The organism is Gallintestinimicrobium sp. (genome assembly GCF_046968865.1).
Classification (GTDB): domain Bacteria; phylum Bacillota; class Clostridia; order Lachnospirales; family Lachnospiraceae; genus Gallintestinimicrobium; species Gallintestinimicrobium propionicum.
The window spans coordinates 41253-57814 of the sequence record NZ_JBKVPW010000019.1 but is presented as its reverse complement, the minus strand read 5'-3'; the positions used below and the strand labels follow the sequence as shown (position 1 = coordinate 57814).

Genomic DNA, 16562 nt, shown 5'->3' with positions numbered 1-16562 from the left:
CAGTTCTGTTTGTCAAGAACTTTTTTCATTTTATTTTCAAGTTTCTTTCGAAACCCGGTTGCTTATCACTCGCAGCAACAGTTCAGTAGTTTATCAGAACTTGCCGTTCGTGTCAAGCAGTTTTTTCATCTTTTTTCGAAGATGATCACCGCCGCTTTCACGGTAGGTTTACAATATAGCATATTGCCTTTTCCCTGTCAATAACTTTTTACCATATCTTTACAAGCATTTCATGTTGTCTCAACAGTGTCTGGTTATTTGGGATAAAAAAAGAAGCCCAGAGATCAGGATTCTCTTTTCTGGCAGAGCTAACGGAGAAAGAGGGATTTGAACCCTCGCGCCGCTTTAACACGACCTACACCCTTAGCAGGGGCGCCTCTTCAGCCTCTTGAGTATTTCTCCACATCGTCTGAATGATCCTCTGCCAATATGCTATTGGTATGCGTCATTTCTGAACGCATAAATCATTATATCTATTTATATTGCGTCTGTCAACCACTTTTTCAGGAAAATTCTGCAATGGCATTTTCGATGCGTTTTTTCACCTCTGCTGCCAGCTCCAGCGTCTTCATTCCTTTATATTCTTCATAAGGAATCGGGTCAAGGTAAATCACCTTAACCGTTACCGGTTTGATTGTATGGCTGTCAAATGGAACGAACGAGTTGATCAGTGCTGTCGGGACAACCGGGCACTTTGCCTTATAAGCACTTTTAAAGCTGCCGCCCTTCATTTCCAGCATCTGATTTCCCCGGCGGCTTCTTGTCCCTTCTGCAAAGATCAGAAAGTTATCCCCGCCCTTTACCCGCTCTGCCACCTGATTGATTACCTGCAGGGACTGCCGGATATCCTCCCGATCGATTGACAAAGAGCCGGTAATCTGAAATACCTGTTTTAATAATAGGACATTTCTCACTTCTTTCTTATTTACAACGCCGAAGAAATGATCACAGGTTCCGGTAATTGCCAGGACATCAAACATTCCCTGATGGTTCGGGTACAGAATAAACGGTTCCTCCGGCAGCTTTTCCTGACCGTGGGCTTCTAATATAATTCTTCCGCCCTTGCATGCCCGCTCTACCCAGAACTGCAGATGCTTCCAGCGCTTTTCTTTTGTATAGCGCTCGGGATGCGCCGCCATACGGCACAGCTTCGGCCAGCAGACAATTACGAAGAACAGGTTGGTCACCACCATCAGGATAATTCGTTTCATACAAATTCCTCCCTGTATTTTTCTGCAGCGGTTTCATACAAATCGGTTCCTTCCGAGTCCATGCAGACAATGACCGGAAATTCTTCTACGGTTAACTTGCGGATTGCTTCTGTGCCAAGGTCTTCATATGCAACAACCTCTGCTTCCCGGATGGATTTGGATAATAATGCGCCCGCTCCGCCGACCGCAGCAAAGTAAACAGCTCCATTGCGCACGACTGCTTCTTTGACCGCGCTGCTCCTGCGTCCTTTTCCAATCATGCCGAGAAGTCCCAGATCCAGAAGCTGGGGCGCATACTTATCCATTCGGCTCGCGGTTGTCGGTCCTGCAGAACCAATCGGTCTTCCCTCCCGCGCCGGGGACGGTCCCATATAGTAAATAATTGTTCCGTCGATTGAAATCGGCAGCTCTTTTCCTGCTGTAAGCGTTTCCTGCATCCGTTTGTGGGCCGCATCACGCGCGGTATAAATTGTTCCGGTCAGATATACATAATCCCCGGCTTTGAGCTGTTTTGCCTCCTCGCGGGTCATTGGTACTTTAATATGCTTTTCCATTTGTATTCTCCCCTTTATGCGCTTAGAGTTCTCTTTTGGCATGGCGGTTTACATGACAGCAGATGTTGACTGCAACCGGAAGCCCTGCAATATGCGTCGGATAGGTATTAACATGAACCGCCAGAACGGTCGTGGTACCGCCCAGCCCGCCGGGGCCGATTCCTGTCTGGTTCAGCTCCTGCAAAACCTCTTTTTCCAGGTTGCTCACCCATTCAATTTCTGAATGTTCCCCTGTCGTGCGCAGCAGTGCTTTTTTCGCCATCAGGGCGCATTTCTCAAAGGTACCGCCGACACCGACACCGACAACCATGGGAGGACAGGCATTCGGTCCCGCATCCTTTACCGCCGTCAGGATAGCATTTTTGACACCTTCCAGGCCATCTGCCGGTTTCAGCATAAAAACGCGGCTCATATTTTCACTTCCAAAGCCCTTGGGCGCAACCTGAATCGTCACGCGGTCTCCGGGCACAATTTCATAATAGAGCACGCCGGGTGTATTGTCCCCGGTATTGACTCGCAGAACGGGATCTCCAACAACGGATTTCCGAAGGTATCCTTCTGTATAACCAAGACAGATTCCTTCCTGCACTGCCTCTTCCAGGCTTCCGCCTTCAAAATGAACCTCCTGTCCCACTTCCAGAAAAACGACAGCCATTCCGGTATCCTGACAGATCGGGATCTCATCCTTTTTGGCAATTTCCAGATTTTCAGAAAGCTGATTTAGAATCTGACGCCCCAGAGGAGATTTTTCCTCCTGACAGGCTTTTTCAAATACGCAGCGCATATCCGGGGACAGACTGTAATTGGCTTCAATGCACATATCCCTTACCGCGTCCCGCACCTTTTCTACCTGAATGCTTCTCATTTGTTTTACTCCTTACTTATATTCACAGTTCACTCGTGCCTATAGTATACCGCGTTTCCTTCCGGCTAGCCACTCCTTTTTGACCTTGCCTTACTTTTTGACATTTTCAAAGAACAGTCCTATACTGTGCATGCATGGAATGATATGCTTGCACGGAATGATCCTCAGATTTGATTAAAAAAGAAAAGAGACTTGCCATGATATTTTTACAGATCTTCATCTGCCTCGCCGCACTGTATGTGTTTCTGATGCACCCCAGAATCCGCCGCGCAGACAGCTCCCCCTTTCTCGGCACATTTTTTGCCCACAGGGGGCTGCATGATAATAACCATCAGATTCCTGAAAACTCCCTTGCCGCCTTTCAGAGAGCAGTAGATGCCGGATACGGGATCGAATTGGATGTCCAGCTTTCTGCCGACCGGACCCCTGTTGTCTTCCATGATGCGACCCTCGGCAGAATGTGCGGTATCGACCGACGGGTAAACGAACTGACCTTTGCAGAGCTTCGTCAGCTTTCCCTTGTAAATACGAAAGAGCATATTCCTTCTTTTCAGGAAGCATTAGCCCTTGTAAACGGGAAGGTTCCGCTTCTGGTTGAGCTTAAAATGGAACATCTGGATTTCGACATTCCCCGAGAAGCAGACGCCCTGCTTTCAGAATATTCCGGGGATTACTGTATCGAATCCTTTCATCCTGCCGCACTTTACTGGTATCGAAAAAACCGCCCGCAGATTTTCCGCGGGCAGCTTTCCACCAATTTCAATATTGAAAATCACTCTCTGAGTCCGTTCCAGTATCTGTTCGGAAAAATGATCCTGAATTTTATCAGCAAACCGGATTTTATTTCTTATAATCTGCTGTTCCAAAGGGATATCTCCCTGAAGCTGGCGCACGGTCTGTTCCATGCCCCCTGCGCCGCCTGGGTTCTTCGCTCGGAAAAGGAATTGGAGCAGTGTCAGAAGCAGTTTTGTATGTATATTTTTGAAAATTTTTTACCAAAGCAAAAATAACCGGACAAATACCCTCATGAAACCTTCCGATAAATTGCTGCAATTCCTGCAACCACTGCAAGTCCGATAAACGCAATCAAAAGATTTTTGTCCGTATCACACGGATCGGTATGCTGTTCTTTCCTCTGACAACACGTCAGCCTCGAAGCAAATCTGCCAGCTGTGCAAACTGTTCCAGTGTCAGGGTTTCGCCGCGGACGGTTTCTGACAGCTCCATCCGAGCCAGCACTTCCTTGATTTTTTCTTTGGACACGTTCAGCCCCGGCGCATTGGAAAGGCCGTTGACCAGGGTTTTGCGGCGCTGATTGAAGGATGCGCGGATAACAGAAAACATAAACTGCTCATCTGCAGTCTGTACCGGCGGTTCTGCATAGCGATCCAGACGGATGACCGCACTGCCCACATTGGGTCGCGGGATAAAGCAGTTCGGCGGAACGTTCGCAACAATCTCCGGCTTTGCATAATACTGCACCGCCAGGGAAAGAGCACCATAATCCTTTGTACCGGGTCCAACCTGCATCCGGTCTGCGACTTCTTTCTGCACCATGATCGTGATGCTCTGCAGCGGCACATGGCTTTCAAACAGTCCCATAATGATGGGTGTTGTGATGTAATAAGGAAGATTGGCAACGACCTTGATGGGACGTCCGCCGTTTTTCTCCTGCACCAGACGGTTTAAATCTACTTTTAAAATGTCTTCGTTAATTACTTCTACATTATCATAAGCGGACAGCGTGTCCGACAAAATCGGGATCAGAGCTTTGTCGATTTCGACCGCCACCACATGTCCCGCCCGCTCCGCGAGATACTGGGTCATGGTTCCGATACCCGGTCCCACCTCCACAACACAGTCATCTTTGGAAATCTGTGCCGCGTTCATGATTTTTTCCAGCACATGGGTATCGATCAGGAAGTTCTGGCCGAACTTTTTCTGAAAATTAAAGTGATATTTCTGCAATACCTCAATGGTATTGGAAGGAATTCCAAGTGTTGCCATTTTCCTCTCTTTTCTCCGTTCGTTTATTCTAATCCGTAAAACCGACATCCATTGTGCCAGGTAATATCCTCGATTTCCTGACAGGTCAGTCCTTTAATCTCTGCCAGTGCTGCTACAACCTGGGGCAGATAAAGCGAGCTATTGCGTTTGCCGCGATACGGCTCCGGTGCAAGGTACGGGCAGTCTGTTTCCAGTAAAATTCTCTCGATAGGAAGCTCTGCCGCCGCTTCTTTTAATTTTTTTGCATTTTTAAAGGTCAGCACGCCGCCAATGCCAAAATAGTAGTCCCATTTTTGAAACTCCCGTGCTGTTTCCTTCGTATAAGAAAAGCAGTGAATCACTGCGCGGAGTTGGCTTCCGCCCTCCGCTGCCATCACATCCAGCGTGTCCTTTGCCGCATCTCTGGAGTGGATGATGACAGGCTTATCCAGCTTTTTGGCAAGCTGAAGCTGTCTGGAAAAGCTTTCCCGCTGACGCGCCTGCACCTCGGGCTCTTTGTCCCAGTAGTAATCCAGTCCGATTTCCCCGACAGCAACCGCTTTGGGAGCCGCCAGTTTTTCTTCCAGCCATTCGTAGTCCCGCTCCGTCAGCTCCTGCACGTTGGACGGATGAACGCCGACCGCCGCGTAAATAAACGGATACTGTTGTGCGAGAGTCAGGCTCGTGGATACAGAAGCAAGGTCCGCAGCCACATTGACGACTCTTCCGATCCCCTGTTCTGCAAGGGAAGCAATCAGCGCTCCCCGATCCTCTCCAAACGCCTCATCATCATAATGGGCATGTGTATCAAATATCATCGTTTTGTTCCTGTCTCTTTTCTTTTCTGTGCCAGTGCCGCCCACGCAGAGGTTCTGCTGCATAAAGCCCTGCCGGCATAGGGTATTGCTTCTGCACAAGTATAGCATACCTTCCGGCTGTTTTACCAATGATTTTACCGGAAATCTTCGACAGAAAACACGATGATACGGCAGGTGCGCCTTTCATCCCTGCGAGAGTCTCCTTTTTGCCTGCCAGAGGGACAGATTGAAGTTTCGAATGCCAAGATTCTTCGTTTCCGAACGTTGGTCTTCTTCATAGGCATGCATCCATGGCACAGCGTCTCCGGTCAGGTCTTTTCGTCCGATCAGAACCGGCGCTGCATCCGCAGACAGACCGCGCAGATAGGAGTAGTCCGCGGCTGTCGGGAGGGCGTCGTCATCATCCTGCGAATACATGACGGACTCCTGGGTATTGGCTTCGCGGGATACATTATAAGATGCAATCCAGTAATCCGGACGCCCGAACGCGGGAATCAGGTACAAAAATGTGACTGCTATCAGCCAGAACCTCGGCAGTTCAAAATCACGCTTCCAGACCGCTATCATCGTCCCTACAAAGATTACCGCCATCACGAGCAGCGCCCACAACACCATCAGCCTAAGAAACGTCAGGGAATATTGGCGAATATACAGATACATTCTCCATGCGCTCGAGGCGATCAACACATAAGTCATTGCGCACACAGCCGTCAGAAGAATCTGCAGTGCCCGGTTTTTGCGAAACCCAAACAGACACACCGCCACAACTGCAAGGTTAATCACGCAAACTGCCAACAGCTGGAAAAATCCCTGACGCGCATACTGTGCCCATGTCATCTGTTCCGGAAGCATCCCTGCCCGTAAAAACAGATAAACAATCTGAATTGTACAAAATACCGCATATATTGCCGTTAAAAGAGAAAGCACCGTAATTGCAGCCAGTGGCTCCCCAAGGCACTCCCGTCTTTTCCCGGTCAGGCTTTTGGTAAGGAGTCCACGGATAAATCCGTATGCAAACAGATAGACAAGCACCAGCATCAGGAAAACAGTAATAAAATCCGACCATGCCAGTTCTCCGAAAAACCGCGATACCAGACTTGCAAACACCGCATCCGCACTCAGCAAAAGTGCTGCGACAACCATCAGCAGCGGAATGCCGACTACGAGACCGATCAGGATATAGTGACCTTTCCCATTTTCTTTTTGTTTTTCTTCTGCTTTCAGTGCTGCGGCAACATCAGAAAACGGCGTATCCAGATAGGAAAAGGTTCCAAACAGACCTTTCCAGCCGTTTCGGATAAAATCTCCCAATCCCCAATTTTCTGTATTACAAAACAGCAGCAACGTCCATAAAAGCGTCAGTCCGAACAGCATTCCTTTTGTCATCAGGTGAATTTTCAGGTCAGCTGTTAAAAACACGGAGATACCGAGCAAAAATTCTGCCGCCCCATACGGAAGCGCCCTGATAAGCTTCTTTTGCAGACTGTCTCTGTCGGATGGAACCCTGCACTTTGCGGTACAATAGTAAGAATAGTACAAGGTTCCTGCAACGAAAAAAGGATAGGTGATCCCCGATGTATTCCGATATAGGCAGATCGTGTAAAGCAAGGCGTACAGTGCGGTCGCTGCACCAAGACGGCGGCTGGCCGCAGCAGGGATGGTTCTGGAGGCACGATCAGCGTCTGCAGATGTCTGTGCGCAAGTCGCGGCAGTGCTACTCTCTGTTTTGGCTATGCCTGCGCTGTTCTGCAATTTTCCGGTTCCATCTTTTTCTGTTTTCTCATTCATTTTCTACATCCTCCTCATCATCTACATATTGCAGGATATCACCGGGCTGGCAGTCCAGCGCTTTGCAGATCGCATTCAGCGTAGACAGCCGCACCGCCTTTGCCTTATTATTTTTCAGGATAGAAAGGTTTGCCAGCGTGATGTCTACCTCTCCGGCAAGCTCTGTCAGTCCCTTTTTGCGTTTTGCCATCATTACGTCCAGGTTGATCATGATCATGTCTTTCTCCTCCATCCGGTGCTCAGATCGTCAGGTCATTTTCCAGCTTATAGGTCACAGCTGTATCAAAGACCCGGGACAGCACCAGAGAAAAAAGTCCCGCAATCACAAATACCAGGACCGTGATCAGTACCGCAGGGGTCAGATAAAGAAACAGGCGCAGCGCAGTAACTGCCGCAATGCAGAAGCTGCAGATTCCCATCCGCTTTAAGCTTTGCACATTTTCCCGGATAAAGCAGTCTCCGTTCAGCACCGTTTTAAACATCTTTCGCAGCTCCTGCAAAAGTATCAATGCAAAGATTCCGGAAATTCCGAACAGGATCGTCAGTCTGAGCCAGTGCTGCCCGAAATAACTGTCATACTTCCCATAAAAGCGTATGCCAAGGGGCAGCGTCACAGTCACAACAATTCCGGCATAAAACAGCACGTCCAGAAGATATTTGGTAAACAGTGTCAGTCTGTCTTTCATTGGTTCCTCCATCCCGCCGCATACCTGTGCAGCTTTCAAAATAGGTCTCTCTTACTGTGAAGATAGCACCGTTCACATTGAAAGTCAATATTTATTTATCGAATTTCAATAAATATTTTCTGTAATGCGATATTGTCAGGAGAATAAAAAAGAATGTGCCTTGGCACATTCTCGCGCCGAGGCGCGGTTGCCTCGGCAACCATCTACCCCTGCGCCGAGTGCGCATCCTCGCGGAGCGTTTTTATCGTATGGAAACGAAGTTTCCTATACGATAAAAAAGCCCCGCCAATCCTGCAAAATATCGTGATGAATATTTTACAGAACCAACGAGGCTCATTTATCTTTTATAAAAGCTCTGCACGCTGCGGTGCTTTGGAAAATTCCGGCTTATCCTGCTTTATTTGGAACAGGCTGTGCAAGAACCACAGTCAGGATGCTCTTCTGCCCAGATTCTCTCTGCGGCAGGCGTCCACTGCTGTGCATAGGGTCTGCAGCGATTGAATACGTCCTGTGTGGATTCCGGCTGCTGCATATCGGTGCTATGAGCGCCGCTGCGTTTTACCATTTCTCCCAGAAGCTCCGGATTTTCCAGCATCGGACAGGGTCTTAAATGGTTGTGGTTGAAGGGCTGTCCCTTATGATATTCCTTAAACAGAGGCTGCTGCAGACATTCCAGCAAACTCTTATCGTGGATATTTGCGTTGGAATAATGGATGAATACGCAGGGCTCCACATCTCCGGCAGGATTGATATGTGCGTACTGCCGCCCTCCTGCAATACATCCGTCGATATATTCGCCGTCATTCTGGAAGTCAATGCAGAAAATCTGCTTACCACCGGTCAGGCCACGGATCTCGCGAACTCTGTGGATCATATACTCTCTCTGCTCTGCGTTCAGCATCAGATCCACGTTTGCACCATCACCGATCGGCATGTAATGGAAGTACCAGTTGAAACGAACGCCGTGGCTGATCAGCATGTCGATGAACTCGTCGCTTGTAACAGCCTTGTAGTTCTGACTCGTATAACAAATGGAAGTACCATAAAGCAGTCCATGCTTCTGCATCAGATCCATTGCATGCATCACCTTGTCGAATACGCCCTTCCCACGACGGTCATCTGTTGCATCCCCGATGCCTTCGATGGAAATAAAGAATGCCATATTTCCGACCTTCTGTACCTCCTTACAGAACTCCTCATCGATCAGGGTTCCGTTGGTGAACAGATGGAATACTGAATTCTGATGTGCTGCTGCCAGCTTCAGCAGGTCGTTTTTACGGCACATCGGTTCACCGCCGGTACACATGTACCAGTGAATCCCCAGCTCTTCGCCCTCTGTTACCAGCTTATCCATTTCTTCATAGGTCAGGTTCAGGGTCTTGCCATATTCTGCAGCCCAGCAGCCTTTACAATGCAGGTTACAGGATGCGGTAGGATCAAACAACAGGATCCAGGGCATGTTGCAGTCGTATTTTTTTCTCAGCTCCATCACATAATTGTAACCGGAAAACATACCTTCATAACCAAGGTTCAGCACGTTCATTTTTAAAATATGAGGATCGATCTCGTTGATGGCACGGTACGCGTACTCCATCCATTTTCCATTGGGATCCTGTACAAATTTGCGGGCAGCATCAAATGCACTCGCCTTATATCTCTTGCTCAGCAGCGGCTCTGCCAGATTGATCAGCTTGACCGCCTCTTCTGTCATATGTTCTGTTCCTTTTCCTCTTACTGCTTTAATCGCTGCGTCGATCGCAACACTGAAAGCGGCACGCTGCGCTGCATGTACTACTTTGTTTTCAGTCATGTCGTTCTGACTCCTTTCTCGCTCTGTCTAAATTTATTTCTCTTTCATTTGTCCCCATCTTACGACGGCTTTTGATTCTTTTCATTGCCCAAATTCCCGTTTTTGTGGCATATTTTCCCACAAAGCAACATTTTGTCCCATGTGGGCACGGACGGGATGCGCGACAGAGCATGGACGGGGTGCCCTGACAGGCGACAGAGCGTGGACGCTTTCCAATTGACAGACGCGGTGTGCTTTTGTATCCTGTTAGTATCGGATTGAAGAGGGCCCCCCTACAGTAACCCGACAACAAAACAATTTCGAAAAGGGGGGCGAAGATTGAAAAATAAAATTTTTCAATCCCGAGATTTGTGTCTGCGCGCACTTGACACAAACTCGACATGTGCAAAAAACGTGCGCAGAAATGAGAGGAAGAGATGAACGATATAACGTCTTATATGTTAGAACAGGCCAAAAAAATTCTTTCCATCGACAGTCCGACCGGCTTTACCGCACACGCGGCGGAGTATGTCCTCGGAGCATATAAAAAGCTGGGCTACGATGCAAAGCTAACCAACAAGGGCGGCATTTTTGTATGTGTCAATGACGGTCCTGACCAGGCGGACGATCCTGCGGACGCACCGATTTTGCTGGAAGCGCACATGGATACCTTGGGCGGTATGGTTTGCAGCATCAATGAAAAAGGACGTCTGATGCTGAGTGCTCTCGGCGGCATGAATCCAAACAATGCAGAGGCGGAAAACTGCCGCGTTTACACCAGAAGCGGCAAGGTTTATTCCGGCACGTTCCAATTAAAAAACGCCTCGATCCATGTAAACGGCAGCTACAATGACACTGCCCGTTCCTATGATGCAATGGAAGTCGTATTGGACGAGCCTGTGGAAAGCAAGGCGGATACCGAAGCCCTCGGCATTATGACCGGCGACATCGTCTGCTTCGATCCCCGCACGACCGTAACGGAATCCGGCTACATTAAGAGTCGTTTTCTCGACGATAAGCTGAGTGTCGGCATCCTGCTCGGCTTTGCAAAATATTTAAAGGAAACCAACAAAAAGCCCGCCCGCAAAATCTATCAGCATATCACCGTTTTTGAAGAAGTCGGTCACGGCGGCTCCGCTTCGATTCCTGCTGATGTCGCAGAAATTCTCGCAGTCGATATGGGCTGCGTCGGAGATGGCCTTTCCTGCAAAGAAACCCAGGTTTCCATCTGCGCAAAGGATTCCGGCGGTCCTTATCATTACGATGTTGTTTCTGCTCTGATCGAGGCAGCGCGCACCGCCAAGGTTGACTTTGCAGTTGACGTATATCCCCACTACGGCTCCGACGCAGAAGCAGGGCTTCGTTCCGGTATCGATTGCCGCCACGGGCTGATCGGCTCCGGTGTATACGCTTCTCACGGCTATGAGCGCAGCCATGTAAAGGGAATGGAGAATACATTCCGGCTGTTAAAGGCTTATCTGAATCAGGACTATAGTGCCTGAATGAAAAACCTCCGGGTCTGTCGTCTTTTCGACGCCAGCCCGGAGGTCGTTTTATTCTGTGCTACAGGGCTCTTTGCCTGCGGCGAATTATATAAGGGACATTTTTCGGTGCGAAGCGCCTGCGTGGCAGAGCCCTTTATAGCATTTCAATTCGTAGCTGCGCGATCAGCCAATCACCAGCTCCCAATGCATTTTTTCTTCATTCAGACGATACTGCTTTAACAGCTCCGGTCCGCAAGAGTTGGAACCAACGCCGCTCATGCCGTAGTCCAGATGCCAGATCACATGTCCGGATTTTTCCAGCTCGTAGTTGTGCATCTTTTCCGTCAGCTCCTGTGCGGTGTAGTAAGAAGCGTTGAAGGAAAGCGGCTTTTTGCCTTCCGCCTTCAGTTCTCCCACCTTTACATACGCACAGTGATAATGGCTGCCATTTTCCTGAGGTTTTACATAATCCTCAAGAAGCTCATCTACTGTTGTCGTAAAGCGGTCTACCCAGCAGGCTCTGTGTTTGTCCTGATAGCTTTCTGTCGGACCGTATCCGATGTATTCCACCTGATCCTGATCTTCCGGCAGTACCAGCTGCAGGCCAAACCGGGGCATGTAAGGGAAGGTCATATCCTTGTCGGCATCCAGCGTCAGTTTGATCTGACCGTCTGCATTGACTTCCCAAAGCGCCTTCGCGCGTAAAAATGGCTGTCTGTATACACTGGCGATGGAGAAATCGCAGTGAATGCGTACTTTTTCACCGGCGTTCTCTGCGGTGCAGTCATAAACCCGGATCCACGGTCTGTCATATCCGGCTTCTTCCCAGACCTGACGGACATTTCTGTCATTGTCAACCGGCGCACGCCAGGTTTCAAAGGTCATCGGTGCTTCGATCAGCGCTTTACCATCTCTGACAAGCTCTGTAAACGCACCTTTCTTCTTGCCGAATACATAGCGGATTCTGTCGGAGGTAATGATCCAGGAAGCATCGTTTTCCTCCAGTGCAACTGTTCCGGCTTCTGCAATTTCCAGAACCTTTTCCTTTTCCTCAAACAGCGCAATCTGGTCAAAGCCCATGACTCTGCCCTGTCTGGTCAGCGCCTGATCTGCTTTCTGCACATAGGTCAGCTTCAGATAGGTCTGATCTCCGGAAAGCTCTCCCAGCTGAGGGATCGTGATGCACACTTTTTCATGTGCAGGGCAGGTAATCTCCCGGATCTCGCCCTCTGCTAACAGGGTGCCCTCTTTTTTGATTTCATAACGGATCTGTACGGTATCTGCAAGGTCAGCAAAATCCTGCACGTTCCACAGCTCTACAGTGCCTGCTGCCAGATCTTTTCCTGCTGCATGTACCGGACGGATTTCGTTTTTCCATTCCAGAAGCCCGGTATGGGGTCTGCGGTCCGGATACACCAGGCCATCCATACAGAAGTTGCCGTCATGAGGGAACTCACCTGCATCGCCGCCGTAATGGAAAATATCTCTTCCGTCTGCAGCCTTGCCTTCCCAGGTCGCATGATCACACCATTCCCATACGAAGCCGCCGCAGAACTTGTCATATTTGTACATCAGCTCCATGTAATCATGGATATCCCCGGGGCCGTTGCCCATTGCATGGATAAATTCACACTGAATAAAGGGCTTTCTCATTCTGCGGTCTTCGCAGTATTCCTTTACCCACTCGGTATCCGCATACATCCGGCTCATCACATCCAGCATGGAAACATCGTTGTGATAGCCTGCGGAATTGTAGATGCTTGCTTCATAATGCAGCAGACGGGTCGGATCATAAGCCTTTACCCATCTTCCGGCGTCCTCAAAGTTGCCGCCGTAGCCGCTCTCATTGCCCAGGGACCAGAAAATAACCGCGCTCTGGTTTTTGTCCCGAATCACATTTCTCTTCTGACGGTCGAGGATCGACTCCGCCCAGGCATCATCCTGCGCGATGTAGCCCATGCAGTCGTGTCCGTCATTTGTATACAAAGTTCCTACGCCGTGGCTTTCCAGATCCGCTTCCGCAATCATGTAAAATCCGTATTCACTGCACAGCTCCGGGAAATAAGGCGCATTGGGATAGTGGCTGGTACGAATCGCATTGACATTGCTTTCCTTCATCAGCTGCAGATCGCGGATCACGTCTTCCCTGGTCACGGTTGCACCGGTGTAAGGATTGGAATCGTGGCGGTTGACGCCCCGGAATTTCACCTGTTTTCCATTGATTAAAATCTTTCCATCTTCAACGGAGATTGTGCGGATGCCGACCTTCTGCTCGATGGTTTCAGCGCCTGCCTGGAGTGTCAGGGTGTACAGATAGGGCTGCTCTGCGTTCCAGAGCACCGGAGCAGCTACAGGAATCGCTATGTTCTCTCCGTTGGAAACTGCCCTGCCGATTTCTTTGCCCTCTGCATCCGTCAGCGTACAGTTGATTTCCGGATCTCCCTCCACCCGGTCAAAACGAACCGTAACCTCTGCGCTGCCATCCTCTGCAACAGGAGTCTGAACCGTAAAGTCATGTACGAATTCCTGCGGGCGAAGCACCAGCTCAACATCCCGGAAAATTCCGGAAAAACGCAGCTTATCCTGATCCTCCAGATAGGTTCCGTCACACCATTTCAAAACCAGAACCGCCATACGGTTGCTGCCTGCTTTGGTTTTGCCGGTGATTTCAAATTCGCTGGGACTGTGGGAAACCTGGCTGTAACCGACAAATTCGCCGTTGATCCAAACATAGAAGCAGGAATCTACGCCCTCAAAATATAAGAACTGACGTTCGTCGGCTTCTTTTTCTGTCAGAGTAAAATCCTTTACATAAGCGCCGCTGGGATTTTCACCGGGTGCATACGGCGGGTCATAAGGGATGGGATAGCGGACATTGGTGTACTGCTTCTGTCCAAAGCCCTTCATCTGCCAGCAGGAGGGCACTTCCATGTTGATAAAGCCCTCTTTTTCGAGATCCTTTTCCCAGAAATGCTCCGGTACTTCTTCCACACTTGGATACCAGGCAAATTTCCAGTCGTCCCCGCTCAACAGGATCTGGCTCTCCCTTCCATCCTGTTTCGGCACATACCAGCAGCGGTTGTCCATTGTGCCGACATGCAAAGTGGAGAGATTTTCATAAAAATTCTGCACTTTCATTTGGTTGTCTCCTTTTTGTATACTTTGGTTGATACCGGGATTTTGTTCCGGCTTTCTTTTTTACAGCTCCTCACACACCTGGAAAATATAGAATTTCAGGTAGTAGGATTCCTCCGCCGCCCAGAGGATCGGATGATCCGGCGCCTGTGTTTTAAATTCCACCTGACGCAGTCTCTTATGCGCTCCGTGGGCTGCTTCGCGGATGGTCTTTGCGAACAGCTCCGGATCCATAAAGTGGGAACAGGAGCAGGTCACTAAAAATCCGTTGTCTTTTACCAGCTTCATGCCCCGCAGATTGATTTCACGATACCCTTTTACCGCATTTTTGATGGAGCTTCTGGATTTGGTAAATGCGGGAGGATCCAGGATTACGACATCATACTGCTCGCCCTTTTTCTCCAGCTCGGGAAGCAGCTCAAAGACATCTGCACAGGTAAATTTTACGCGGTCGGAAAGTCCGTTTAATGCCGCATTTTCTTCCGCCTGCTTTACGCCGGTCATGGATGCATCCACGCCAAGCACCTCTCTCGCACCCGCAATCCCCGCGTTCAGTGCAAAAGAACCGGTATGGGTAAAGCAGTCCAGTACCTTTTTGTCGGGGCAGAGTCTGTGAATTGCCTGTCTGTTGTATTTCTGGTCCAGGAAAAATCCGGTCTTTTGTCCGTCTTCCACATCCACGATGTAACGGACACCATTTTCTGTGATTTCAACCTTTGTGGGGAACGGGTCGCCAATGAAGCCTTTGAAGCGTTCCATGCCTTCCTGCAGGCGTACCTTTGCATCGCTGCGCTCATAGATGCCACGGATCATGATACCGTCCTCTGCCAGCACTTTTTTCACAAGAGAAAGGATCGTCGACTTCAAACGATCGATCCCAAGCGCCAGGGATTCCACCACCAGCACGTCGGAGAACTTGTCCACTACCAGCCCCGGCAGCCAGTCCGCTTCACCGAAGATCAGACGGCAGCATCCGGTGTCTACGGTCGCTTTACGATATTCCCATGCGTTGCGCACCCGCTTTTCCAGAAATTCTTCTGTGATCTCATGTTCTTTTCTGCGGCTCATCACCCGGATTGTAATTTTTGAACGGGTATTGATAAAGCCCCATCCCAAAAAGAAACCATCAAAATCCTTTACCGCAAGAATATCTCCGTTTTCATAGTCTCCCTCAACGCGATCAATCTCGTTGTCGTAAACCCAGGCGCCGCCGCTTTTAAGCGTGCGTCCTTCGCCCTTCTTCAGAATGGCTTCTGCGTACATATTTCCTCACAATCTGCCGCATGGCGGCTCCGAAAACGCTGACGCGCTGCACAGACTTTTTTGCAGCGCTCCACCGGCTCGGCAATTTTATTATAGTATGAAATTCTATTCGGATGTATAATAAGTCTGTCCGAAAAATATAACATTTTGAAACTAAAAGAAAGGACTCCTATGCCGATTTATTTTCGCAACGCCCCGGTGCGTGAACCCTTTATCTACGATTCCATCGGAAACCACTGGCTACAGGATGCGACCTCGCGTCCAAACGGCTACCCTTTCTATCACTATTTACAGACCGAATCCGGCTGCGGGCGGATTACCATTCAGGGAAAATCTTATCTGCTACATGAACAGGAAGGCGTCCTGATCGCTCCCTCCATCCGACACTCTTATCTGGCCCAGACTCCGGAGTGGTACACCTGCTTTTGTACCTTTTCCGGAACAGTCGAAGGCAGTATTTCCAAAATCCTGAACAACCGGCCGATTCTTTTTACCACAAAAGAGCAATGTCGGAATATACGCGCGCTGCTGCAGGATGCCATACAGCTTTTCGAACATCCTCCGGTCAACATCCCGGTACTCTCCGTCAACTGTTATCAGGTGCTTTTACAGTTTTCGGATGTCCCGGACGGTCAGAAGCTTCTTTCTGATCCGCTGTATCTGCGCTATGTTGCTCCAGTCATCGAAGAAATAGAAACCTGCTACAGTCTGCCCCTCACAGTGGCCCAGCTGAGTCGTCAGGTATTTGTCACGCCCCAATATCTATCACGGCTGTTTCAGCGTTTTCTGGGCTGCTCGGTCTACGAATATCTGATGACCTGCCGCATCAACCGTGCCAAAGAGCTTCTGCTGACAGCACCGCGGATGGAGGTGCAGGAAATTGCTGCGCAGACCGGCTTTTCCGATCCGAGTCACTTTATCGCCATGTTCCGCAAAAACACCGGACGGACACCGTTAGAGTTTCGAAAGATCAAGTAATGATG

At 49.4% G+C, this 16562-nt stretch carries 14 protein-coding genes and 1 tRNA gene; 3 read left to right on the top strand and 12 right to left on the bottom strand.

The window, feature by feature from the left end:
• Window positions 1–312: 312 nt before the first annotated feature.
• The 4 genes from ACLTOQ_RS14235 to ACLTOQ_RS14220 all read right to left on the bottom strand — a co-directional run bounded on the left by ACLTOQ_RS14235 (window position 313) and on the right by ACLTOQ_RS14220 (window position 2630).
• A tRNA-Ser gene (locus ACLTOQ_RS14235) sits at window positions 313–402 on the bottom strand.
• A gap of 101 nt (window positions 403–503) precedes the next feature.
• Window positions 504–1211, bottom strand: a complete 708-nt coding sequence (locus tag ACLTOQ_RS14230; protein ID WP_021914422.1) for a lysophospholipid acyltransferase family protein — start codon at window positions 1209–1211, stop codon at window positions 504–506.
• Window positions 1208–1807, bottom strand: a complete 600-nt coding sequence (locus ACLTOQ_RS14225) for a Fe-S-containing hydro-lyase (protein WP_262588195.1) — start codon at window positions 1805–1807, stop codon at window positions 1208–1210. Before ACLTOQ_RS14225 ends, ACLTOQ_RS14230 begins: the two co-directional genes overlap by 4 nt.
• Window positions 1788–2630 (bottom strand): fumarate hydratase, encoded by an 843-nt coding sequence (locus tag ACLTOQ_RS14220; RefSeq protein WP_337426504.1) that lies wholly within the window; start codon window positions 2628–2630, stop codon window positions 1788–1790. The genes ACLTOQ_RS14225 and ACLTOQ_RS14220 overlap by 20 nt, the downstream gene beginning before the upstream one ends.
• Before the next feature lie 197 nt (window positions 2631–2827).
• On the opposite strand from ACLTOQ_RS14220, the gene ACLTOQ_RS14215 reads away from it, so the two are divergent.
• Window positions 2828–3640: a glycerophosphodiester phosphodiesterase family protein gene (locus tag ACLTOQ_RS14215; protein WP_412319740.1), complete on the top strand. Its 813-nt coding sequence runs from the start codon at window positions 2828–2830 to the stop codon at window positions 3638–3640.
• Window positions 3641–3776: 136 nt separating this feature from the next.
• Here ACLTOQ_RS14215 and rsmA read toward each other — a convergent pair whose 3' ends face one another.
• The 6 genes from rsmA to ACLTOQ_RS14185 form a co-directional block, all read right to left on the bottom strand.
• A complete protein-coding gene (rsmA, locus tag ACLTOQ_RS14210) occupies window positions 3777–4637 on the bottom strand; it encodes a 16S rRNA (adenine(1518)-N(6)/adenine(1519)-N(6))-dimethyltransferase RsmA (RefSeq protein ID WP_021914426.1) in 861 nt (286 codons plus the stop codon).
• Window positions 4638–4660: 23 nt separating this feature from the next.
• Window positions 4661–5434, bottom strand: a complete 774-nt coding sequence (locus ACLTOQ_RS14205) for a TatD family hydrolase (RefSeq protein ID WP_412319739.1) — start codon at window positions 5432–5434, stop codon at window positions 4661–4663.
• Between the two features lie 183 nt (window positions 5435–5617).
• Window positions 5618–7222 (bottom strand): DUF4153 domain-containing protein, encoded by a 1605-nt coding sequence (locus ACLTOQ_RS14200; protein WP_412319738.1) that lies wholly within the window; start codon window positions 7220–7222, stop codon window positions 5618–5620.
• On the bottom strand, window positions 7215–7439 hold the full coding sequence (locus ACLTOQ_RS14195; RefSeq protein ID WP_021914429.1) for a helix-turn-helix domain-containing protein: 225 nt from the start codon (window positions 7437–7439) through the stop codon (window positions 7215–7217). Before ACLTOQ_RS14195 ends, ACLTOQ_RS14200 begins: the two co-directional genes overlap by 8 nt.
• A 22-nt stretch (window positions 7440–7461) precedes the next feature.
• On the bottom strand, window positions 7462–7908 hold the full coding sequence (locus ACLTOQ_RS14190) for a DUF2975 domain-containing protein (RefSeq protein ID WP_412319737.1): 447 nt from the start codon (window positions 7906–7908) through the stop codon (window positions 7462–7464).
• A gap of 397 nt (window positions 7909–8305) precedes the next feature.
• Entirely contained in the window at window positions 8306–9718 is a 1413-nt protein-coding gene (locus tag ACLTOQ_RS14185; protein ID WP_412319736.1) for a radical SAM protein, read from the bottom strand.
• Between the two features lie 416 nt (window positions 9719–10134).
• Here ACLTOQ_RS14185 and ACLTOQ_RS14180 point away from each other — a divergent pair, with 416 nt between their 5' ends.
• The gene (locus tag ACLTOQ_RS14180; RefSeq protein ID WP_412271611.1) at window positions 10135–11199 is read left to right on the top strand and encodes a M42 family metallopeptidase; all 1065 of its coding nucleotides are present in this window, start codon (window positions 10135–10137) and stop codon (window positions 11197–11199) included.
• Between the two features lie 165 nt (window positions 11200–11364).
• On the opposite strand, the gene ACLTOQ_RS14175 is transcribed toward ACLTOQ_RS14180, so the two are convergent.
• A complete protein-coding gene (locus ACLTOQ_RS14175; protein ID WP_412319734.1) occupies window positions 11365–14319 on the bottom strand; it encodes a glycoside hydrolase family 2 TIM barrel-domain containing protein in 2955 nt (984 codons plus the stop codon).
• Window positions 14320–14379: 60 nt separating this feature from the next.
• Window positions 14380–15579, bottom strand: coding sequence for a class I SAM-dependent rRNA methyltransferase (locus tag ACLTOQ_RS14170; RefSeq protein ID WP_412319733.1), 1200 nt, complete (start codon window positions 15577–15579; stop codon window positions 14380–14382).
• A 171-nt stretch (window positions 15580–15750) separates the two neighbouring features.
• Here ACLTOQ_RS14170 and ACLTOQ_RS14165 point away from each other — a divergent pair, with 171 nt between their 5' ends.
• Window positions 15751–16557 carry an AraC family transcriptional regulator gene (locus tag ACLTOQ_RS14165; protein WP_118763242.1) on the top strand — a complete coding sequence of 269 codons (807 nt, stop codon included), beginning with the start codon at window positions 15751–15753 and terminating at the stop codon, window positions 16555–16557.
• Window positions 16558–16562 lie beyond the last annotated feature (5 nt).

Coding starts and splice junctions, on each gene's coding strand:
- ACLTOQ_RS14230 (WP_021914422.1), bottom strand. CDS start 1,211: ATGAAACGAATTATCCTGATGGTGGTGACCAACCTGTTCTTCGTAATT.
- ACLTOQ_RS14225 (WP_262588195.1), bottom strand. CDS start 1,807: ATGCCAAAAGAGAACTCTAAGCGCATAAAGGGGAGAATACAAATGGAA.
- ACLTOQ_RS14220 (WP_337426504.1), bottom strand. CDS start 2,630: ATGAGAAGCATTCAGGTAGAAAAGGTGCGGGACGCGGTAAGGGATATG.
- ACLTOQ_RS14215 (WP_412319740.1), top strand. CDS start 2,828: ATGATATTTTTACAGATCTTCATCTGCCTCGCCGCACTGTATGTGTTT.
- rsmA (WP_021914426.1), bottom strand. CDS start 4,637: ATGGCAACACTTGGAATTCCTTCCAATACCATTGAGGTATTGCAGAAA.
- ACLTOQ_RS14205 (WP_412319739.1), bottom strand. CDS start 5,434: ATGATATTTGATACACATGCCCATTATGATGATGAGGCGTTTGGAGAG.
- ACLTOQ_RS14200 (WP_412319738.1), bottom strand. CDS start 7,222: ATGAATGAGAAAACAGAAAAAGATGGAACCGGAAAATTGCAGAACAGC.
- ACLTOQ_RS14195 (WP_021914429.1), bottom strand. CDS start 7,439: ATGATCATGATCAACCTGGACGTAATGATGGCAAAACGCAAAAAGGGA.
- ACLTOQ_RS14190 (WP_412319737.1), bottom strand. CDS start 7,908: ATGAAAGACAGACTGACACTGTTTACCAAATATCTTCTGGACGTGCTG.
- ACLTOQ_RS14185 (WP_412319736.1), bottom strand. CDS start 9,718: ATGACTGAAAACAAAGTAGTACATGCAGCGCAGCGTGCCGCTTTCAGT.
- ACLTOQ_RS14180 (WP_412271611.1), top strand. CDS start 10,135: ATGAACGATATAACGTCTTATATGTTAGAACAGGCCAAAAAAATTCTT.
- ACLTOQ_RS14175 (WP_412319734.1), bottom strand. CDS start 14,319: ATGAAAGTGCAGAATTTTTATGAAAATCTCTCCACTTTGCATGTCGGC.
- ACLTOQ_RS14170 (WP_412319733.1), bottom strand. CDS start 15,579: ATGTACGCAGAAGCCATTCTGAAGAAGGGCGAAGGACGCACGCTTAAA.
- ACLTOQ_RS14165 (WP_118763242.1), top strand. CDS start 15,751: ATGCCGATTTATTTTCGCAACGCCCCGGTGCGTGAACCCTTTATCTAC.